18 protein-coding genes and 4 pseudogenes are annotated in these 20,026 nt (G+C 66.0%); 18 read left to right on the plus strand and 4 right to left on the minus strand.

The genetic code is table 11. The features are described 5' to 3' along the window. The first annotated feature begins 179 nt into the window (after positions 1–179). The 9 genes and pseudogenes from OHA40_RS32240 (at position 180) to OHA40_RS32280 (ending at position 8,260) form a co-directional block, all read left to right on the plus strand. A complete protein-coding gene (locus OHA40_RS32240) occupies positions 180–1,496 on the plus strand; it encodes an XRE family transcriptional regulator (protein WP_330230574.1) in 1,317 nt (438 codons plus the stop codon). Continuing rightward, positions 1,493–2,383 (plus strand): phosphotransferase enzyme family protein, encoded by an 891-nt coding sequence (locus OHA40_RS32245; protein ID WP_442943861.1) that lies wholly within the window; start codon positions 1,493–1,495, stop codon positions 2,381–2,383. The genes OHA40_RS32240 and OHA40_RS32245 overlap by 4 nt, the downstream gene beginning before the upstream one ends. Before the next feature lie 214 nt (positions 2,384–2,597). Then, positions 2,598–2,810 carry an NUDIX domain-containing protein gene (locus tag OHA40_RS32250; RefSeq protein WP_330230576.1) on the plus strand — a complete coding sequence of 71 codons (213 nt, stop codon included), beginning with the start codon at positions 2,598–2,600 and terminating at the stop codon, positions 2,808–2,810. A 144-nt stretch (positions 2,811–2,954) separates the two neighbouring features. Further along, positions 2,955–3,524 (plus strand): annotated as a pseudogene (locus tag OHA40_RS32255) (IS21 family transposase); the annotation flags it as partial. Positions 3,525–3,630: 106 nt separating this feature from the next. Continuing rightward, a complete protein-coding gene (locus OHA40_RS32260; RefSeq protein WP_330230232.1) occupies positions 3,631–4,863 on the plus strand; it encodes an IS256 family transposase in 1,233 nt (410 codons plus the stop codon). A 55-nt stretch (positions 4,864–4,918) separates the two neighbouring features. Beyond that, positions 4,919–5,737, plus strand: a pseudogene (locus OHA40_RS32265) (Mu transposase domain-containing protein); the annotation flags it as partial. Further along, positions 5,734–6,585: an IS21-like element helper ATPase IstB gene (istB, locus tag OHA40_RS32270; protein WP_330230577.1), complete on the plus strand. Its 852-nt coding sequence runs from the start codon at positions 5,734–5,736 to the stop codon at positions 6,583–6,585. The pseudogene OHA40_RS32265 and the gene istB, both read left to right, overlap by 4 nt. Positions 6,586–6,624: 39 nt before the next feature. Further along, positions 6,625–6,810 (plus strand): hypothetical protein, encoded by a 186-nt coding sequence (locus OHA40_RS32275; protein ID WP_330230578.1) that lies wholly within the window; start codon positions 6,625–6,627, stop codon positions 6,808–6,810. A gap of 214 nt (positions 6,811–7,024) precedes the next feature. Next, complete coding sequence (locus tag OHA40_RS32280) at positions 7,025–8,260, plus strand: IS110 family transposase (RefSeq protein ID WP_330230074.1); 1,236 nt, start codon at positions 7,025–7,027, stop codon at positions 8,258–8,260. A gap of 363 nt (positions 8,261–8,623) precedes the next feature. On the opposite strand, the gene OHA40_RS32285 is transcribed toward OHA40_RS32280, so the two are convergent. Further along, a complete protein-coding gene (locus OHA40_RS32285; protein WP_330230579.1) occupies positions 8,624–9,577 on the minus strand; it encodes a fatty acid desaturase in 954 nt (317 codons plus the stop codon). A 230-nt stretch (positions 9,578–9,807) separates the two neighbouring features. Here OHA40_RS32285 and OHA40_RS32290 point away from each other — a divergent pair. Both OHA40_RS32290 and OHA40_RS32295 read left to right on the plus strand, forming a co-directional pair. Continuing rightward, positions 9,808–10,579 (plus strand): annotated as a pseudogene (locus OHA40_RS32290) (class I SAM-dependent methyltransferase). Between the two features lie 448 nt (positions 10,580–11,027). Next, positions 11,028–11,267, plus strand: coding sequence for a hypothetical protein (locus OHA40_RS32295; RefSeq protein WP_330230580.1), 240 nt, complete (start codon positions 11,028–11,030; stop codon positions 11,265–11,267). 66 nt (positions 11,268–11,333) lie between these two features. Here OHA40_RS32295 and OHA40_RS32300 read toward each other — a convergent pair whose 3' ends face one another. Next, the gene (locus OHA40_RS32300; RefSeq protein ID WP_330230581.1) at positions 11,334–11,951 is read right to left on the minus strand and encodes a TetR/AcrR family transcriptional regulator; all 618 of its coding nucleotides are present in this window, start codon (positions 11,949–11,951) and stop codon (positions 11,334–11,336) included. Positions 11,952–12,049: 98 nt separating this feature from the next. Here OHA40_RS32300 and OHA40_RS32305 point away from each other — a divergent pair, with 98 nt between their 5' ends. From OHA40_RS32305 to OHA40_RS32335, 7 genes and pseudogenes are all read left to right on the plus strand, one after another. Then, complete coding sequence (locus tag OHA40_RS32305; protein WP_330230582.1) at positions 12,050–12,940, plus strand: metal-dependent hydrolase; 891 nt, start codon at positions 12,050–12,052, stop codon at positions 12,938–12,940. 14 nt (positions 12,941–12,954) lie between these two features. Beyond that, complete coding sequence (locus OHA40_RS32310) at positions 12,955–13,989, plus strand: PDR/VanB family oxidoreductase (protein ID WP_330230583.1); 1,035 nt, start codon at positions 12,955–12,957, stop codon at positions 13,987–13,989. Positions 13,990–14,016: 27 nt separating this feature from the next. Beyond that, on the plus strand, positions 14,017–14,520 hold the full coding sequence (locus tag OHA40_RS32315; RefSeq protein WP_330230584.1) for an SRPBCC family protein: 504 nt from the start codon (positions 14,017–14,019) through the stop codon (positions 14,518–14,520). A gap of 2 nt (positions 14,521–14,522) precedes the next feature. Then, positions 14,523–15,986 (plus strand): flavin-containing monooxygenase, encoded by a 1,464-nt coding sequence (locus tag OHA40_RS32320; protein ID WP_330230585.1) that lies wholly within the window; start codon positions 14,523–14,525, stop codon positions 15,984–15,986. Then, entirely contained in the window at positions 15,986–16,861 is an 876-nt protein-coding gene (locus OHA40_RS32325) for an SDR family oxidoreductase (RefSeq protein ID WP_330230586.1), read from the plus strand. The genes OHA40_RS32320 and OHA40_RS32325 overlap by 1 nt, the downstream gene beginning before the upstream one ends. Beyond that, the gene (locus OHA40_RS32330; RefSeq protein ID WP_330230587.1) at positions 16,858–17,802 is read left to right on the plus strand and encodes an alpha/beta hydrolase; all 945 of its coding nucleotides are present in this window, start codon (positions 16,858–16,860) and stop codon (positions 17,800–17,802) included. The genes OHA40_RS32325 and OHA40_RS32330 overlap by 4 nt, the downstream gene beginning before the upstream one ends. Then, a pseudogene (locus tag OHA40_RS32335) lies at positions 17,799–18,134 on the plus strand (AMP-binding protein); the annotation flags it as partial. The gene OHA40_RS32330 and the pseudogene OHA40_RS32335, both read left to right, overlap by 4 nt. An 82-nt stretch (positions 18,135–18,216) precedes the next feature. Here the strand turns inward: OHA40_RS32335 and OHA40_RS32340 are convergent. Both OHA40_RS32340 and OHA40_RS32345 read right to left on the minus strand, forming a co-directional pair. Continuing rightward, the gene (locus OHA40_RS32340; protein WP_330230588.1) at positions 18,217–19,416 is read right to left on the minus strand and encodes a vWA domain-containing protein; all 1,200 of its coding nucleotides are present in this window, start codon (positions 19,414–19,416) and stop codon (positions 18,217–18,219) included. Further along, positions 19,413–20,024 (minus strand): SRPBCC family protein, encoded by a 612-nt coding sequence (locus OHA40_RS32345; protein WP_330230589.1) that lies wholly within the window; start codon positions 20,022–20,024, stop codon positions 19,413–19,415. Before OHA40_RS32345 ends, OHA40_RS32340 begins: the two co-directional genes overlap by 4 nt. Positions 20,025–20,026 lie beyond the last annotated feature (2 nt).

Here is a 20,026-nt window from a genome sequence, read left to right on the forward strand (position 1 = left end):
GGGTCGCCCCGACGGACGGACGTCGGTAGGCCCACCACTCACCCCCGTTTAGAACCGCGCTAAAAGGGGGGTTCCGGCGCGCAGAAAGGGGGGTCTAGCGGGGGTTTCTCGTCGCGAAACCTCAACCGGGCGTAGCCTTCCGACTAACCGTGAACAAGGCACCGCAAGGGGAGGCGGCGATGACGAAACAGCTGGTGCCCAACGTGAAACTGCAGCGCCTCATGAGTGAGGCGGACATGACGCAGCAGCGACTGGCGGATCTCCTGAACGCGCGCGTCGAGCAGTCGGGTGGCAAACCTGGCCGCTACACCGACGAAACTATTCGCCGTTACTTGCGAGGCGAACGAACCTGGCCGAACCCTCGCTACCGCGCGGCTTTTCGCCATGTCTTCAATGTCGAATCCGACCAGGACGTGGGGTTCCACGACCAGCGCTCCCCAGTTGTGCTGGTCTCCGATCTGCTGGAGGAGGAACCTGTGCGCCGTTCAGACTTTTTCCGTGTGGCTCTCGGCACGGCAGCCGCGTTCGCCGCGTCTGTACCACTGCGAGAACTGACGGTAGTCACCCAACCGACCCCGGTCCCATCCTTGGTCGGTAAAACCGAGATCCAGCAGGTACTGAACACCGCCCAGGTGTTTTCGACATGGGATAACACATACGGCGGCGGCTTGGTCCGTGAAGCCGTTGCCGCGCAGCTGACCTACGCCGTCGAGCTGCTGAACGCACGGTGTTCGGCCAACAACCGGGCGGATCTATATACCGCAGTGGGCTTTCTCGGGCATACGTCAGCTTGGATGGCCTTCGACGCCTTTGCCCACGACGACGCCCGGCGCATGATGCGACTCGCCCTCACCTGTGCCGAACAAGCAGGCGATCCGCACCTCCGGGCCGAGGTGCTGACGCGCATGGCCCGCCAGGCCATCTGGTGTGGAGATCCCGATACCGGCCTGACGTTCGCCGAATTGGCACTGGTGCGGGCTGACATGCTAACAGCGACCGAACGTGCGAACATCCACACTGTCAGAGCGAGAGCCCTGGCCAAGCTGCAACGCGTCGATGACGCTGTCCGGGCAATCGGTGAAGCCGATGACGAATTCAGTGACAGCCGTCCAGAGAACGATCCGATCTGGATGGGTTACTACGACGTGGCCCAGCACGGTGGCGATACCGGCCATGCCCTCTATGACTTGGCGATTCGCGGCAGGTTCGTTTCCGAGGCCCGGTGCCGTCTTCAGACAGCCGTCGATGGGCATGGCGACAACTACGTCCGGTCCCGTGCCTTCGCTCGCCTGAAGTTGGCATCCTTGGTGATGGCGACCGGTGAACCGGAGGAAGCCGCCGTGATCGGGCAAGCCGCAGTCAGCGATGCCTCCCATGTCCGCTCGCAACGGGCAGGCTGGTACCTGCGCGAACTGAACGGCCTGGCGGCACCCCACCGCAGGTTGGATGGCGTGGCCGACCTTCGGCAGCGTCTTGGTGGTATAGCTGCTGTATGAGCCCGGAAGCTGAGACCCGCGCAGTCCTTGAATCCGCCTGTGTGGCAGTGGGCCTGTCGGCTGCTGGAGCTGAGGTGATCAGCATGAACGAGAACGCCGTCTACCGCTTGCCGGGACGCATCGTCGCGAGGATCTCCCGGCCGGGCCAGATGGACGCGGCACGGCGTGAGGTGGCGGTGTCCAAGTGGCTGGAGGAATCCGGTATCCGGGCAGTGCAAGTCATCCGGGACTTCGAGCAACCTATCGCGGTAGATGGGCGCCCGGTGGTTTTCTGGCACGAGCTGCCACCGCATCACATCAGTCGGCCCGCGCAGGTTGGCCGCATGCTCCGGCAACTTCACGACCTTCCAGCGCCAACAGATATTGGCGTCGGCTACGTCCAACCGTTCGTCCGACTCGATACGCGGATCAACCAAACGCCCAGCCTGACCAACGATGACCGGGCGTGGATGCACGAGCACCTAGCGTCGCTGGAACAGCGATGGGCGAACCTGCCCAGCGGGCTGCCATGGTGCGCCGTTCACGGAGACGCCCACGAAGGCAACATCGTCACCGCGGACGACGGTGAGCAGATCATGCTCGACCTGGAACGATTCTGTATCGGTCCGCCTGAGTGGGACACCGTCCAGACGGCCGTCAACTGGGCTACATGCGGATGGATCACCGAGGTCGAGTACAAGGAGTTCGTCACCGCATACGGCCACGACATCACCGAGTGGGATGGTTTCGAGCTGCTCCGCGATATTCGTGAGTTCCGCATGACCAGTTGGCTGGCGCAACTGGCGGCCGAGCATCCACGTCTGCAGGAACAGGCAGCGCGCCGGGTGGCGTGTCTTCGCGGCAAGCATGGCGAACGGCCGTGGGTGTCGTGGAAAGCGGAGTACTAGCAGGCAAAATAGAGGCTGGGAGGGGGCCTGCTGAGTGCATTGGCCATGGCTGCAGGCAGGCGCGGACTTGTATAAGCGGACCAGCAGTCCCAGGCAGACAAGGGGATTTTTCATTTCATGACTGACACAGTCACCAAGAAGGCGCACGGCTCAGACACCCGGCGGCACAAAGTCACCCGGTGATGTTCACCTGGTTCTGCGCCGCGGCAATGAGGTGCTCTTCGGCCAGCGGCAGAACACGGGCTTTGAGGATGGAAGCTCGCATCTGCCGTCCGGCCACCTGGAAGCCGACGAATCCGTGATTACCGCGCTCATCCGCGAGGCCGAAGAAGAGATCGGCATCAGCATCAACCCCGACGATGTCAACTTTGCGCACATCATGCACAACTCGTCATCCGGTGGTCGAATGGCATTCTTGTCTGTGTGACGGCGCTCACTGAATTTCCCCACTGACGCTCACCGAAATTCCCCATTTGTCCCGTGTGGCTCCGCCGTGAAGGGCGGGCCTCCTTCGATGCTGGTGGTTACCACACCTGACCAGCGCTTTCGTTCGGAGGAGGCCCGCTTTTCCATGTTGACACGTGAGGAAGATGTGGAAATCAGTGCCCTACGCGCCCGAGGCTGGACGATCTCCCAGATCGCCCGCCACACCGGCCGCGACCGCAAGACGATCCGCGCCTACTTGGCCGGGGAACGCACCCCCGGCGTCCGCAAACGCCATCTGCCGGACCCTTTCGAGCCGTTCGTCGAGTACGTGACCGCACGCCTGGCCGAGGACCCGCACCTGTGGGCCCAGACGCTGATGGACGAGCTGGAACCGCTGGGTTTCCCGCTGTCGTATCAGTCGCTGACCCGCAACATCCGCGCCCGCGGACTGCGGCCGGTCTGCCAGGCGTGCCGGACCGCGACCGAACGCCCCAACGCCGTCATCCCTCACGCACCCGGTGGTGAAACCCAGTGGGACTGGGTGGATCTGCCGAACCCGCCCGCAGCTTGGGGCTGGGGCGCGAACGCGCATCTGCTCGTCGGATCGCTGGCCCATTCCGGGCGTTGGCGCGGCTACCTTGCCCCGTCGACCGATCAGCCGCATCTGATCGAGGGCCTGGACCGCGTCGGGTTGAGTCCAGCAGGATGGTGTACGACCGGACACCAGCAAAGTCTGGGCGTGTCGTAGCCGAGTAGAGGGTGGTCACCGCGTGATCCTTCAACAGACCTACCAAGTCACTGAAGGAAGAAAGTTTCACGCGATGACCTCTGTCCAGCCTATCGACCCATCCAAGATGCTGTCGGACCAACTCGCCGTCGCGAGCCCGGATCTGCTGCGCAACATGATGTCCACGTTCATCCAGGCATTGATGAGCGCTGAAGCCGACACGGTGTGTGGCGCCGGCTACGGCGAACGATCCGACGAGCGGGTGAACTCACGAAACGGGTACCGCCACCGCGACTTCGACACTCGTGTCGGCACGATCGACATCGCGATCCCGAAGCTGCGCTCGGGCTCCTATTTCCCGGATTGGTTGCTCGAGCGCCGCAAACGCGCCGAACGCGCGCTCACCTCGGTGGTGGCGACCTGCTACCTGCTCGGTGTGTCCACCCGCCGCATGGAGAAACTGGTCGAATCACTCGGTGTGACAAAGCTTTCCAAGTCCCAGGTGTCGATCATGGCCGCCGACCTCGACGCCCAGGTCGAAGCGTTCCGCACCCGACCACTCGACCAAGGCCCGTACACGTTTCTCGCCGCGGACGCGCTGGTGCTCAAAGTCCGCGAGAACGGCCGCGTGGTCAACGTGCATGCCCTGATCGCGACCGGTGTCAACGCCGATGGCTACCGCGAGATCCTCGGCATCCAGGTCACCAGCGGCGAGGACGGCGCGGGCTGGCTGGCATTCTTCCGCGACCTGGTCGCCCGCGGCCTGTCCGGCGTCAGCCTTGTCACGTCCGACGCCCACGCCGGGCTGGTCGCCGCGATCGGCGCGACACTGCCCGGAGCTGCCTGGCAGCGGTGTCGTACGCATTACACGGTGAACCTCATGTCGATCACCCCGAAATCGTCGTGGCCGTGGGTGCGGACTCTGTTGCACTCGGCGTTCGACCAGGCAGACGCCGAATCGGTTGCTGCCCAATATGATCGGATGCTCGATGCACTGACCGAGAAACTGCCGAAGGTGGCCGGACACCTCGACGCAGCACGCGCTGACCTGCTGTCGTTCACCGCGTTCCCCAAGCAGATCTGGCGCCAGATCTGGAGCAACAACCCCCAAGAGCGGCTGAACAAGGAAATCCGCCGCCGCACCGACGTCGTCGGCATCTTCCCCGACCGTCAAGCCATCATCCGGCTCGTCGGCGCCGTGCTCGCCGAGCAACACGACGAATGGATCGAAGGCCGCCGCTACCTCGGCCTCGACGTGCTGGCCCGCTCCCGCGGCCTCACCGACCCCGCCGAACAGGAGGACACCACCCCAGCACTGACCGCCTGACCGAACAGGGTCACGCGGCAATCACCCCGATACACCACCCGCTTGGACTTGACCCCGCGTCGCCCGGGCGTTGGGCGGGGTGACCGGGTCGTGGCGGTTCGACCGCATGTCCACGGTCTGCCACCCCGCCAGCGGGCAGGTCACCGCGTCGTTCGCCGCGGTCGCCAAGTATTACGGCGTGGTGCCGGCGATCTGCCCGCCCCGGCGCGGGAACCGCAAGGGCGTGGTAGAGAAGGTCAATCACACTGCCGCGCAACGCTGGTGGCGCACACTCGCCGACGAGACGACCGTCGAGCAAGCTCATGCCTCACTCGACAAATTCTGCACGCTGCGCGGAGACACCCGGCTACGGCCGACCGCCGACGGCCGCGCCAGTGTCGCGACGGTCGCGGCTCGGGAACCGTTGCGGCCCATGCCCGCCGACCCTTATCCAGCGATGGTCGCCGAACCGAGAGTCGCATCCAGGCAGGCGATGGTGTCCTGGCGCGGCAACCGCTACTCGGTCCCACCGCAGCTGGCGTCGGCGACAGTGGTCGTTGCGCAACCGTTGCGCGGCAACCACATCGACATCGCCACCACCGCCGGCATCGTGATCGCCCGCCACGAACGCGCCGCCGACGGGCTCGGCGCCACCGTCCGCGACCACGGTCACGTCGTCGCGCTGGACGCCGCCGCGATGGCCGCGGCGAACACCGGTCGCCCGCACCGCCGCAAGGAACGCATCCCGCCCGGCGACGCCGCGCGCGCCGCCGCCGCGGCATTGCGCGCAGCCGCCGACCCCACCGTCTCGACCGCCGCCACGGACGCCGTCGGCGCGACGGTCACCGATCTGGCCGCCTACGAGCGCGCCGCCACTGCCAGGAGCCGCAAATGACCACACCCGCCCCGAAGAAAGCCGGCCGCCGCACCACGAAAGCCGTCGGCGCCGACGAGACCGCGACCCGCTACCAGCAACTCCGGTCACACCTGGCCACCCTGAAACTCCACGCGGCCGCGGAATCCTTACCGCAGATCCTGGAAGACGCCACCGCACAGAATCTTTCGGCGACCGCGACGTTGGAGAAACTGTTGCGGATCGAGGTCGCCGACACCGAAGCCCGCCGCCTCACCGGCCGGCTGCGATTCGCAAACCTGCCGACCCCGGCGTCGCTGGAGAACTTCGACGTCGATGCCGCGTCCGGGATCGACCGGCCGCTGCTCGACGAGCTCGGCACTTGCCGCTACCTGGAAACCGGCACCAACGTCCTGCTCATCGGAACGCCCGGCACAGGCAAGACGCATCTGGCGACCGGGCTCGCGCGGGCGGCCGCGCACGCTGGCTACCGCACCTACTTCACCACCGCCGCCGATCTAGCGGCCCGCTGTCACCGGGCGGCGATCGAGGGCCGTTGGGCGACCAGGATGCGCTTCTACGCCGGTCCGGCGTTGCTGGTGATCGATGAACTCGGCTACCTCCCCTTACCCGCCGAGGCGGCATCAGCGTTGTTTCAGGTTGTGTCGCAACGCTATTTGAAGACCTCCATCGTGATCACCACAAACCGGGGTGTCGGATCCTGGGGCGAGATCCTCGGCGACAACACCGTCGCGGCAGCGCTGCTGGACCGCTTGCTGCATCGGTCGATGGTCATCAACCTCGACGGCGATTCCTATCGGCTGCGTGATCATCAGGCCACCGCCGACAACCTCCGCCGCGCCACGACCGGGAACCGGCAGCCCCTATAATCAGGACCGCTCATGGGTGGGGCGTTTCGACGAGCCCGGTTGGGGAGATTCGATGAGCGCAGTCATGTGCGCTCTTGGGAGGGCGAGGCGAAAAATCAGGAGGCAGACAAATGTGCTGCACTGCAATGGTTTCCATCGGATGAGCTGCCCGACCGGATGATCGGCTACTGCCGCGAGGCCATGCAGCACATCGCCGCCAACCGTCCTAATCAGTTCGGGGAGTGAGCCATCCGGCAAACTCCTTGGTGGTAGCCGACCGGTAGGTGAGCACTCGTGCGTCCTGGACGTTGAGTCCTGAAGAAAGACTGTGCCCCTGCCGGTAGGTCGGGAGAGTTGATCGCTGCTGGGATGTCGTGCCCGTTCGTGGTGATGTGAGCACTGCTTGATTAGGTCGCTGATGGTTCTCTCGCTGGCTGCTCGACGGTGATCGGCATCGAGAATGGGAGGACCATTGCGACTGTTCGTAGGAGACGACTGGGCTCAGGATCATCACGATGTGGAGGTGATGGATGGCTCCGGTCGCCGTCTGGCCAAGGCGCGCCTTCCTGCGGGGGTGGCCGGGATGGGCAGGTTGCACGCGATCATCGGGGATCTGGTCGGCGACGACGTCGATGAGGCCGAAGTGCTGATCGGGATCGAGACCGACCGGGGTCCCTGGGTTGGGGCGCTGGTCGCCGCGGGATACACGGTGCTGGCGGTGAATCCGTTGCAGGCGGCCCGATTCCGTGACCGGTTGGGGGTCTCCGGCGCCAAGAGCGACGCCGGCGACGCGCACGTGCTGGCGGATATGGTCCGCACCCACTCGCATGAACTGCGGTCTGTCGCTGGGGATTCCGCGCGTGCGGAGGCGGTGAAGGTGGTGGCCCGCATCCATAAGACGATGATCTGGGAACGCACTCGCCACACCCAGCGGCTGCGGCACGCGCTGGGTGACTATTTCCCCGCGGCGCTGGCCGCCTTCGACGACCTCGACGCCGCTGACACCCTTGAGCTGCTCGCCAAGGCACCCACCCCGACCCAGGCAGCCCGACTGACGATCGCCCAGATCAGCGCCGCGTTGAAGCGGGCGCGCCGCCGCAACGTCGCGGACAAAGCCGCCGCGATCCAGACCGCGTTGCGCTCCGACCAGCTCGGCCAACCCGAGGTCGTCACCGATGCCTACGCTGCCTCGGTGCAGGCGCTGCTGGCGGTTCTGACCGTCCTCAACACCCAGATCAAGACTCTGCAAGGGCAGGTCGAGGCCCATTTTTCCAAGCACCCGGCCGCTGACATCATCTTGTCCCAACCAGGTTTGGGGCCGGTCCTCGGTGCCCGGGTGCTCGCAGAGTTCGGTGATGACCCCGACCGCTACGCCAGCGCCAAGGCCCGCAAGAACTACGCGGGCACCTCCCCGATCACCCGCGCGTCGGGCAAGAAGAAAGTCGCTCTGGCCCGGTTCGTGCACAACGACCGGCTCATCGACGCCCTCACAACACAGGCATTCTCCGCGTTGTTGTGGTCCCCGGGTGCCCGCGCCTACTACGACCGGCAGCGAGCCCGCGGCGTCGGCCACAACCCCGCCCTGCGCCAGCTCGCCAACCGACTCGTCGGCATCCTGCACGGCTGCCTCAAAACCGGCACTCACTACAACGAGGCCACCGCCTGGCCTCACCTGGGCGAGAAGGCTATTGCTTGACATTCAAGCCTCCTGGGATGTCTTTCTCCATCTACGGCTGGTAACGATGTCGGATCCATCCGGGCCTCGATTTCCATGAGTAACAGGGGTAGTCCGGACATAGGACGGCCCAAGGAACGCATCGGCCCCCTCGGTTACTACTGGTTCCTCACCTTCCATCACGCGCCGGGGCTTCGTTCGTTCGCCCAGGGAGTGCCAGGCGGCGATCAAGGTCCATGGCTTTGACTTCGCTCCCCTGAACAGCCTGCATCTGGCGCTGGCCCGGCAATCAGGGCCTTTTAGGCGGACCGTCAGCGTCGCCCTCGCGCATGGAAACCGAGGAGTATCCCGGCGCGGCATCAGCGTCGCGCCTTGCCGGTCGGCTCAGCGATCGGTGATCCCGATCGGGCCGCGAATCTGGCGAGCCACCGCACGGAACCAGCCGGAGTCGTACCGGCCGCGCTCGGCGTCGAAGGCGGGTCGGAGTTCGTACCAACGCAGACCCGGGCGTCGATGGTGTATGCCGTGCAGGTTGAAGTTCAGTGCCAGGACCTCCAGTGGCGCGGGCAGTTTCAGGTTCAGCGCCTCGAGCGGCTCGTCGAGATCGGTGCCGTAGTGGTACGCGTTGTCCGCCAGCGAGACGATCACGCCGCGCCCAGCCAGCGCCGCGAGCAGCGTCCACCAGTGACTACCGTAGGCGACGAACGCCGCGCCGTGGAGCACCGTGATCGCGGCCGCGTCGATGCGGAACTGCCGGAACATCTCGACCTGCGCGACGCGTTCGAGCAACGGCCGCGCCACTGTGTCCGGCCCGTCCACCGCGCGGCCGAGCCGGCGCACTGCCGCGGCGGGCAGCGCCGCAAGCACGACCGCCGCGACCTCGAGCAGATACAGCCCGCCGAAGAGCCTCAGGTAGTACCCGGGCGCGGCCTTCGCCCAGCTGGACGTCGCCGGGTCGTAGACCTCGGCCCGCTCACGGGTCCGGCTGTAGCGGTGGTGTAGCAGATGCCCGGCTTTGAGCAGCGCGAACGGCGAACCGTACAGCACGGCGAGCACGCGTCCGTACCCGTCGTTGAGCGAGCGCCGATGATGCAGATTGCCGTGGACGGCCTCGTGAATCACCGACCAGAACGTCGTCGTCAGCAGCGCCAACGGCAGCAGTGCCCAGCCCCACGCGGGGTCGCGGGGCAACAGCAGAAGCGGTAGTGCGAAGAGCTGCAGGAGATTGAGTACGACCGCTAGGGCGGTCAACCACGATCCGATCCGCTGCCTGTCGTCGCGGCGCTGCGCGCGGACAGCGTTGCCGCTGCGCCGTTCGGTCATCTCGCCCTCGGTCACCTCTCCGGCCTTCCTCCGGAAACCGAGCGTGCACGAGCTGCCCGACGAACACCCCTACGGGGGCTGTCGCACCCCTTACGTCCGTGCAACGAAATAGTGTTGTGACAGAACGGGTTCACGCGAGTTCGGCCCGGTTCTATGGGACGGCTCGGGTGCCAGTTCGTCACGCAGGACTATCGCGACGAGTTCCTGCTGCGGTGGATCGACTATCGCGCATCCAGGAGGCGGTCATGACGCAGGCGGGCAAGGTCGATTTCGGCGACGTGCGGTGGGGATCGGTGGAGTGGACGAACCTCGGCACGCTGTACTTGCGGGCCTGCGAAAGTCGTTCGCCGCAACCGATTCTCGGCGACGAGGTGGCGGCGGAGGCGGTGGACCGGATCGACTACGACTGGGCCAGGATGCGCCGCTACATGCGGCCGGGGCGAACCAGTGGCTGGTGGCGCTGCGGGCCACCCAGCTGGATGACTGGAGCGCGGACTTCCTCGGCCGCCATCCGAACGCCGTCGTGCTGCATCTCGGGTGCGGAATGGACACCCGGGCATTCCGGCTGCATCCGCCGCAGGACGTGCGGTGGTTCGACGTGGACCAGCCGAACGTCATCGAGTTGCGGCGAAAGCTGTACAACGACCGCCACGGTTGCCGAATGGTCGGCTCGTCGGTGACGGATGCGGGCTGGCTGGACGAGACTCCGACCGACCGGCCAGCGTTGATCGTCGCCGAAGGCTTGTTCATGTACCTCCACGAGCCCGAGGTGCGCACGCTGCTTCAGCTCTGACGGATCGATTCGCCGCCGGGGAGCTTCTCTTCGACACGCTGTCGCCGATAGGGCCGCGCCTGTCGAAGATATTCACCAAAGGCATCGTCACATGGGGCATCCGTGACGTCCACGAATTGGAGCGCTGGAATCCGCAGTTGCGCTTTCTCCAGCAGACCTCGGCGCTGGCGGGCCACGAGAGGATCCCATCTACGCCGCCGCGGCTGCTGTATCGGCTGATGTAAGCGACATCGGCCAGGAAATACGACATGGTGAACCGCTTCGCGTTCTGAGCCTGTGGTGTACCTGATCCAGCCTCAGGCGAGGTATCAACCGGAGACCATGCCCACGCGATGTGATGTGCATCACACAGATCTGGCAAACTCCCCGGATAGGCGGCCAAATGGTGGCGCACCTGCGGTTTTCCATAACTAGCTCTATGCACGGTTAACTGATAGTGCATAAACTGTGACCAAGCTGAAATCAAAATAGGATTGCCGGGGAGGCTGGTAGAACCCTATGGACGCTACCCCGCCGACATCGCGGTCGGTCACGTGATGACGAGACGGTAGCCGCGCGTGGCCGGGTCGCTGCCCACAGCAACCCCCGCGACAGGCGGATCCAACCTCCGGCGAGCCAAAGCAGAAGGACAGATTCAAAGATCAATTAACTACAGTCACGAAGGAGCTGCCAATGCGCAATCAGGGCGGAAACGCACTACCTCAGGACTTCAATCGCTGGGCCGAACTGGTCGACCGCGCCGCACACGCGGAGAACGAGGTCGAGCGGGAGGGACCTGCGTCGGCTGCGGCAGAGCTGGAAGAGAAGTGGATCCGCGCGGCCGCCGAAGACTGGAGAACACTGCACGACCAATGGTGCGAAAGAATCGACCGGACGCGCGCATGTGTGAAGTCTGAGCACGCTCTGCTCTGAGACGGATAGCCGAATCACACTGTGCGATGAGCAGGCGGCACCGCGGAGACCAGCCTCCAGCAGTGATCAGGCCACAATGATCGGTAGCAGATACGTTCTCGCGAATTCGGTGAGTTCGGTATCCGATTCGAGTCGCACCCCGCCGACCGGGGCGAGGATCAGTGAGTGGACCACGCGGCAGACCACTTCGGCGCGGGTGAGCAGGTCCGGGATTTCGGGCAGTAGTCCGCGTGCGGTCGCCCGTTCCAACGCTGCGGCGGTAGTCGTGACCGAGAGCGTGAATACCGTTGCGCCGTCGGTGGTGAGCTTGGTGATGACCCGTTCGGGTTCGATCGCCAGCATGCGCTGAGCCAGCGGGTGGTTGCGCCACTTGGTGAGCACCGTGACGAAGATGTCGGCTACCAGATCGCCGATATCGTCGTGCCGCTCGGCGATTCGCGCCACCTCGGTGAGCACCACGCGGACCTCGCGGCTGACCACCGCCTGCACCAAGTCGTCGCGCGAGCCCACGCGCCGGTAGACGGTGACGCGGTCCACCCCCGCTTGCCGAGCTACATCCTCGATGGTCGTCTTCTTGACACCGACCTTCTCGAACTGAACCAAGGCCGCGTCCAAGATGCGCGATTCGATGCTGTCGTCGGCATCCTTCGGGCTCACCGATGGCGTTGACGAGGCTGCTGTCACGGTCTCAACGCTAGCAATATCCCGACATCATGCAACATAGATGACTCGATTGTTGCTGCAACATTGCAATGCAATATGTTGCTCTGTACGCTCGACGCATGGCTGAGAAGGCTGACGCGACGCAGCGCCCGTACCGCGACGAAGTGCACGCGATCAATGCCCGGGACGTTCATTTCGACTTCGGCTCGGTCCCGATGCATTACATCCCCGGCGAGGTTCTCGCGACGCACATCGTCAACGTGATGCATCTGGTACTGCCGGAGGGCGAGCGAGCCATGGCCCAATGCCTCGCGGAGGCGCTGCCGTTCATCGACGACGAGCGGCTGCGGGAGGAGGTGCAGGGCTTCATCGGCCAGGAATCCATGCATGCGGCCAGTCATGAGGGCGCCCGCCGACATCTGCAGTCGATCGGGCTGGACGTCAACTCGTACGTGTCCAAGATCGCGTGGCTGGTTGACCGCGTCCTGGGCGGTCACGGACTCACCGGCCGCGCCCGAGAGGAGTGGCTGAAGGAACGGCTCGGACTGTTCGCCGGAATGGAACACTTCACCGCGGTGATCGGCGAGTGGCTGTTGAACGCGGACATCCTCGAAGAACGTGGCATGCATCCGGCGATGCTGGACCTGGTCCGTTGGCACGGCGCGGAAGAGGTCGAGCATCGCAGCGTGGTATTCGACGCGTACATGCATGTAGACGGCAGCTATGCCCGCCGGGCGCGCACCGCGATACTGGCGACCGCGACGTTGCTGCCGCTGTTCATCGTCTCGACCGCCCACCTGTACCGGAAGGATCCGTCGGCGGACAAGGGCCGATTCTGGGTCCTGCAGTTAGTCAGTGCCACCAAGCGTGGCGTAATACCCAGTTGGACGACGTTTTTCACAGAAACGCCACGGTATCTTCGCCTGGGCTTCCACCCCTCCCAGCTCGGTCCGATGGACAAGGCGCTGCGGTATCTCGCGCACTCCCCCGCAGCGCGGGCCGGGCATTGATGGCGATCAGAACGATGGCAGAGGAATTCACCCCACCTCCGAGCCTGCGGATGCTGGGAGCCGTCATCGACGCCTACAAGCAGGTCTTCGTCTCCGGGCCCGCGGCGCCATTGATGTCGCAATCGAATCCGGTGCGACGCAATGGATTCGTTCTGGACGTTGTCGTAGGCCGGGTGACCGTGGAGGCGGAGGACGTGCGCTCCTTCACACTGCGCGCGGCCGGCGCGCCGCTGCCCGCGTGGCGGCCGGGCGCACACCTGGATGTCTCCCTGCCCTCGGGTAGGCAGCGGCAGTACTCACTGTGCGGCGACCCGAGCGATCGGTCTTGTTACCGAATCGCGGTGCGGCGCATCGCAGACGGCGGCGGCGGGTCGATCGAGATGCACCGGGATGTGCGCGTCGGCGACATGCTGCGGGTGCGCGGACCGCGAAACGCGTTCACCTTCGTCGAGGCGCCGTCATACCTGTTCATCGCTGGCGGCATCGGCGTCACCCCGATCCTGCCGATGGTCGCGGCCGCCGGATCACGCGGGCACCTCATATACCTCGGCCGGTCGCGGGCATCGATGCCGTTCCTGGACGAACTGCCCGATGCGGAGATCCGTCCGGACGACGAATGCGGAGTGCCCGACATCGCGGAGCTGATCGGCCGCGCCGAACCCGGTGCGGCGGTGTACGTGTGCGGTCCACCGCCGGTGCTCGCCGCCGCCCAGCGGACCATGTTCACCGTCAACCCGACCGGCTCCCTGCACACCGAGCGCTTCTCCGCCCGGCCGGTGACCGGCGGCAGGGAATTCGACCTCACCCTGGCCCGTACCGGGCGCATGATCCGGGTCGGTGCGCAGGAGACCGCGCTCGCCGCCATCCGGCGCGCGGTTCCCGATGCCGTCTACTCCTGCCAGCAGGGCTTCTGCGGAACCTGCAAGACGCGGGTGCTGGCCGGAGACATCGAGCACCGCGACCGGACCCTGCCCGATCCCGAACGCACCGACCACATACTCACCTGCGTCTCCCGTGCGGCGGGCGACGCACTGGTCCTCGACCTGTAGAACCCATTCGAAGGGACGAAAACGTCCATGGCACAACGCTATGCACTCGCCGAATCCGACGACGACTTTCTCATGACCGCCGCGCGACGCTATGTCCACAACGTCGATATCGGGGCCGATCCCGCGGCCGTGTGGGCCGCATTGACCGCGGATGACGCGCTGGTGTCGTGGTCGCCGGTGATCAGTGCCATGGAATGGACCGCACCGCGCCCGTTCGGCGTCGGCGCCACCCGCACCGTCACCCTCGGCGGCGTGGTGCGGTTGGACGAGCGCTTCTACCGCTGGGACGAGGGCAAGCGGATGACCTTCACCGTCGACGCCGCATCCATCCCCGGACTGCGACGCTTCGCCGAAGACATCGTGCTCGCGCCGCGCACCGAAGGCACCCGCCTCACGTGGACATTTGCCCTCGAGGGCACACCCGCGCTGCGACCGCTGCTGGCGTTGGCCAGTCCCGCCAATCGACTCGTCACCTCGACCATCGCCAACGGCACGGCCCGGGTCCGAACCCTGCACGGAAGGACGCGCTAGCGATGGCTACCTCGAGCGAACATCGACAGATCGTGATAGTCGGCGCCGGCTTCGGCGGCATCGGCCTGGCGATCAAGTTGCGGCAGGCCGGATTCGACGATCTGGTCATCCTGGAGCGTGCCGACGACCTGGGTGGCACCTGGCAGGCCAACACCTACCCCGGCTGCGCCTGTGACGTGCCGTCGCAGCTGTACAGCTATTCCTTCGCCCCGAATCCGGACTGGTCACGCAAGTACGGCAAGCAGGGCGAGATCCTCGAGTACATCCGCGCTGTGGCGACTGAACACGGTGCACTGCACCATATTCGGTTCGATACGGAAATGCTCGATGCACGCTGGGACGATCAGGTGTCGCGCTGGCGCATCGACACCACCCGAGGTGCGTTCACCGCCGACTTCTTGATCTCCGCGACCGGACTGTTCGCCGAGGCCAAGTATCCGTCGCTGCCCGGCCTGGACACCTTCGCGGGCAAGGCTTTCCATTCGCTGCACTGGGACCATGACTACGACCTCACCGGCAAGCGGGTCGCGGTGATCGGCACCGGCGCCTCGGCAGTGCAGTTCGTACCCGAAATCCAGCCAAAGGTCGCCGAACTCGTGTTGTTCCAGCGGTCGGCACCGTGGATCGTGCCCCGCCTGGACCGGCGCACCCACGGCCTGGAGCGGCTGCTGCTTCGCCAGGTCCCCATGGCGGGCAAGCTGATCCGCGGCAGCTGGTATACCGCCTTGGAAGGCTTCGGCCTGGTCGGATTCGTCGACAAACGATTCCGGCACCCCTATGAACTGCTCGGCAGGCTGCAGTTACGGCGGCAAGTCCGGGATCCGCTGCTTCGCCGCACACTCACCCCGGACTACATGATCGGCTGCAAGCGCGCGATCTTCTCCGACTCCTACCTTCCCGCGCTGGACCAGCCCAATGTCGAGGTGGTCACCGACCCGATCGCCGAAGTGCGGCCGCACTCGATCGTGCTGCGCGACGGTACCGAACGGGCGGTCGACGCCATCATCTACGGCACCGGGTTCACCTCGATCCCAAGCGCATTCGAAAGGTTCACCGGCCGCGACGGGCTGTCGATGGCCGAGCTCTATCGTCAGCAGCCGCAAAGCTATCTCGGCGCCACCCTCGCCGGATTCCCGAATTTCTTCTGCACCCTCGGCCCGTTCGGCGCCGCGGGCAACCAGTCCGCCATCTTCATGATCGAATCGCAGATCGCCTACATCGTGGACGCCCTGACCACGATGCGCGCGCTCGGCGCGCGCCGAGTGGAGGTGAAGCCGCAGGTGCAGGATGCCTTCCTGGACGAGATGGCACGGCGAAGCGCGGAAACCGTCTGGGTCACCGGCGGCTGCACCGGCTACTACCAAACCCCAGACGGCCGCAACGCCGGCCTGTATCCCAACTGGAGCTTCGAATACCGCCGCCGCACCAGCCGATTCGACACCGACTCCTACGAGGTGAGCGCCTGATGGATATCGGACAGCTCAACCCACTGCGCCGGATCACCGACCCGCACTACGACGTGGACGGTAAGACCGTGCTGATCACCGGCGCGAGCCAGGGCATCGGCCGCGAACTCGCCACCATCCTGCGTCGGCGCGGCGCCTCGATCGCGATCATCGACATCGACGACACCGGCGCCCAGTCTGCGGCGGCGGAACTCGGGAACCGGTCACTGGCGATCGGTGCGGATGTATCGGACCGGGAGGCCATGGCGAAGGCGGTGACGCGCACCGTCGAACACTTCGGCCGACTCGACGTCGTGGTCGCCAACGCGGGTGTCGTGCCCGAACCGGCGACGCTGCGCACGATGGATGGGCGCGATTTCGACCGCGTCATCGACATCAACCTGACCGGTGTGTTCAACACCGTGCGCCCTGCGCTGAACCATATCGTCGCCACGCATGGACATGTCGCGGTCGTCTCTTCCTGCGCTGCCTTTGCCCCAGGCATGGGCGGCGCCCCGTACATGATCAGCAAGGCGGGCGTCGAACAACTCGGCCGCGCACTGCGGGTGGAGCTCGCCGGTCTCGGCGCCACGGCCGGGGTGTCATATCTCGGCATCATCGACACGGCGATGACGCGCGCGACGCTGGACCAGCACGAGATCGGACGCGAACTCGACAGCCTGCTGCCGTGGCCGCTCAACGTGCGGATCTCGGCGGGCGAGGCGGCTCGGGTGATCGCCGACGGCATCGGCCGCCGCGCCGCCCGCACCGTCGCACCGACCAGTTGGGAGCCGTACGCATTGCTGCGCGGCGTCGTCAACATCGCATTGGATCACCGACTCGCCCGCGACCCGCGGGTCGCCCAGCTGCTCCGCCGACTGGAGAGTATGCGGTGAGGGGCCGGGATATCGTGCGCGGCTCACGCCGTGCCCGGGCGCTGCGTCAGGTATCGGCGCTGACCGTGCGCCGATTGGCGCAGCGCACGCCCGTCAGTTCGAACACGCTGTCGTTCGCCCGACCAGTCATCGAGCGGGCCATGCGATCGCTCGCGCCGGTGCTGCGCGACACGGCCGTCGAATCGATCATCGACGGCGCGGTTCGCGGCGAGTGGGTACGCGGTCCGAAAGCGACCCGCACCGATGCCGTCATCCTGTACGTGCATGGCGGCGGCTTCGTCGCGGGCTCGGCGCGCTCGTACCGGGGGATGACTTCGCGGCTGTCCACGGCGACCCGATTGCCGGTATTCGCCGTGGACTACCGACTGGCCCCCGAGCATCCCTTCCCCGCCGCTCCGCACGACGTCGCCGGTGCCTATCGGTGGTTGCTCGCCAGATATCCGGCGAATCGCATTGTCGTCGCGGGCGACTCGGCGGGCGGCTACTTGGCCGCCGATCTCGCGATCGCCAACGCGCGCAGCCGAAGTGCGGCACCTGCTGCGCTGCTGCTGTTCTCCCCCATGACCGACCTCAGCCTCGAGATCGCGGCCGGCTACGAAGCCGGCGAACGGGACGGCATCATGTCGGTCCAGGTCGCCTCGGCGGCGATCGCGCAGTTCACCGCTGACCGGCTCGAACTACTGCCCGGCCCTGGAATGGCCTTGCCGCCGACGTTGATTCACGCCGGCGCCAGCGAATTCTTCACCGCCGACGCGATCGCGCTCGCCGAGCGACTACGTGCGGCAGGCGCGGCATGCGAACTGGAGGTGTGGCCTGACCAGATGCATGTCTTCCACGCACTACCCGCACTCGTCCCGGAAGCGCGGACGGCCTATCGCGCTGCCGCCCGCTTCGTCTTCGACATTCTCGACGCGACCACACGGACCGAAAGACTCTCATGACGACCAGCCCTCGTTTCGACACGCTGTGTGCGGCCTTTCAGCACACCGCGACCATCGACCCCGACGCCATCGCACTGCGCACGTCCGGCGACGAGCACACCATGACGTGGCGGGAGTACGCGGCCCAGGTCCGGCTGGTCGCGGCAGGCCTGGCGGCCCTCGGCGTGCGGCGCGGCGACACAGTCGCGCTGATGATGTCGAACCGAATCGACTTCTACCCGTTGGAAGTCGCCGCGCAACACCTTGGCGCCACCTCGTTCTCGGTGTACAACACGCTGTCGGCCGAACAGCTCGCGCATGTGCTGAACAACGCGGGCGCACGGGTGGTGCTCATCCGATGCCCCGCAACGCCTCTCCCCCCAGGGGCTGGGCTCCAACCGGGTGTCGCGTACGTATCCTGCGCGGGAGCGCGCATCAAGTGACCACCGACGATGCCAGAACTTGCACGAACGCGTGTATACCCGCCATTGTGTGCGCAGGCATCATGACGTCGCAGAACGGCAGTGCCGCCGCCATCGCACCGGTGACCGGCTGGAATCGGGACTCGCCCGCACGGGGATTGAGCCAGATGACGCGCCAAGCCCGGCGCCGGATCCGAGCCATCGCACGGGCAAGGAGATCCGGGGTGTCGCTGTCCCAGCCGTCCGATGCGATGACGACGACAGCGCCGCGCACCGCGTTACCGGACGGAGTTGCGAGCAGCGCGCCGAGGCATCGGCCGATGTGCGTGCCGCCATAGCGGTCGGTCACCTTGTCGTTGGCGCGGGCTACCGCGACATCCGGAGAACGATGCGCGAGTACCGAGGTAAGCCTGGTCAGCGAGGTGGAGAAGGCGAACACCTCGGGTCGATCGGGCGAACGGCGCTGCATCGCCGCCCGCATCAGGTGCAGATAGATCGTTGCATACGGCTGCATCGAGCGACTGACGTCGCAGATCATGACGATTCGGCGCGGGCGACGCCGGGGACGAGTGCGGACCAGCACCGCCGACTCCCAGCCGGTGCGGCGGGAGTTGTTCATCGTCGCCCGGAAGTCGATCCGCTTGCCGTGCGCATGGTTTTCGTAGCGCGTGCTTCGGCGCTGCGGCCAGAGCGCCGCCGCCTGTTCCAGCCAGGCGCCGACTGTCCGCAGATCGTCCGGCTCGAAGCGGGCGAACGGTTCCTGCGCTCGTGCGGCGAACCGGCTCGGCAGTACGTCCGGCAGCGCCGCACCCTTGTCGGTCGATCGGTCGGCACCAGTTGCTGATTGCATCGTCGCCCAGGGGGCTTCGCCGCCTTGCCGAGGCTGCCCGCGACGGCCCGCACCCGGCGCCGACACGCGTTGGGCAGGAAGTCCGTGCGTTCGGCTCGGCGGGTCCATGCCAAGCGTCGCATCGGCGAACACCGTCGCAAAGACCGCGTCGAAGGCAGCCAGATCCTGCATGCGATCGACGAGTGTGAGTCGTGTGGCCCAGTAGAGCTCGGTGCGCGATCGCGGCGTCATGCGACGCAAGGCTTGCACGTACAGTGCGGGCCCGCTCGGCGCCACTGCGACCCCACCACGCCGCAACCGCGCGACCATCGCGACGGCGAATGCCGCCAGATCGACGCCGCGCAGGAGTACGGCTCGTGTCATCGCTTCCTGCGTATCTGCCTGCCTACCAGAATAATTCCGAGCACGACCGCCAGCCCGAACGCGATCGCGGGCGCATACTTCTTGATCATCGCAGGCCCGACGAGATCGACGAGGTCGAGCGGTGCCGACTCGGGTTGTGCGACCGACTGCGCGGCAGTCGAATCGCCCGCCGCGAGTTTCGCTTCCAAGGATGCGACGAATTGACCGATCATTTTCTCGGACACCTGCTGCAGCGTCCCGCTGCCGAATTGGGCGAGCTTGCCGACAATCTTGAGGTCGGTGTCCACGGTGACATGAGTTCTGTCGCCCTCTGCGCGCAGTTGTGTGGTGATGGTCGCCGCGGCGTTTCCGGATCCGCGCGAATCCCGGCCGCGGCCGTTGATGACGGCGCGATGGTCGTGTTCGTCGCGCTCGACGACATTCGCCTTCCCGGTGAATTCGCTGGTCACTGGGCCGACCTTGACCTTGAGCCGGCCGAGGAAGTCGTCTCCCTCCCAGCCGACCTTCTGTGCGCCTGGCATGAGTGGGACCACCTGTTCGAGGTCGGTCAGCACCTCCCATGCCTGCTCGACGGGTGCGTTGACGGTGAACTCGTTGGCGATCTTCATTG

The sequence above is a fragment of the Nocardia sp. NBC_00508 genome (genome assembly GCF_036346875.1).
In the GTDB taxonomy this organism is placed as follows: Bacteria; Actinomycetota; Actinomycetes; order Mycobacteriales; family Mycobacteriaceae; genus Nocardia.

Bases quoted from the DNA above. Each gene is read 5' to 3' on its own strand.
- OHA40_RS32240 (WP_330230574.1), top strand. From the start codon at position 180: ATGACGAAACAGCTGGTGCCCAACGTGAAACTGCAGCGCCTCATGAGT.
- OHA40_RS32245 (WP_442943861.1), top strand. From the start codon at position 1,493: ATGAGCCCGGAAGCTGAGACCCGCGCAGTCCTTGAATCCGCCTGTGTG.
- OHA40_RS32260 (WP_330230232.1), top strand. From the start codon at position 3,631: ATGACCTCTGTCCAGCCTATCGACCCATCCAAGATGCTGTCGGACCAA.
- istB (WP_330230577.1), top strand. From the start codon at position 5,734: ATGACCACACCCGCCCCGAAGAAAGCCGGCCGCCGCACCACGAAAGCC.
- OHA40_RS32280 (WP_330230074.1), top strand. From the start codon at position 7,025: ATGGGAGGACCATTGCGACTGTTCGTAGGAGACGACTGGGCTCAGGAT.
- OHA40_RS32295 (WP_330230580.1), top strand. From the start codon at position 11,028: ATGCGCAATCAGGGCGGAAACGCACTACCTCAGGACTTCAATCGCTGG.
- OHA40_RS32305 (WP_330230582.1), top strand. From the start codon at position 12,050: ATGGCTGAGAAGGCTGACGCGACGCAGCGCCCGTACCGCGACGAAGTG.
- OHA40_RS32310 (WP_330230583.1), top strand. From the start codon at position 12,955: ATGGCAGAGGAATTCACCCCACCTCCGAGCCTGCGGATGCTGGGAGCC.
- OHA40_RS32315 (WP_330230584.1), top strand. From the start codon at position 14,017: ATGGCACAACGCTATGCACTCGCCGAATCCGACGACGACTTTCTCATG.
- OHA40_RS32320 (WP_330230585.1), top strand. From the start codon at position 14,523: ATGGCTACCTCGAGCGAACATCGACAGATCGTGATAGTCGGCGCCGGC.
- OHA40_RS32325 (WP_330230586.1), top strand. From the start codon at position 15,986: ATGGATATCGGACAGCTCAACCCACTGCGCCGGATCACCGACCCGCAC.
- OHA40_RS32340 (WP_330230588.1), bottom strand. From the start codon at position 19,416: ATGACACGAGCCGTACTCCTGCGCGGCGTCGATCTGGCGGCATTCGCC.
- OHA40_RS32345 (WP_330230589.1), bottom strand. From the start codon at position 20,024: ATGAAGATCGCCAACGAGTTCACCGTCAACGCACCCGTCGAGCAGGCA.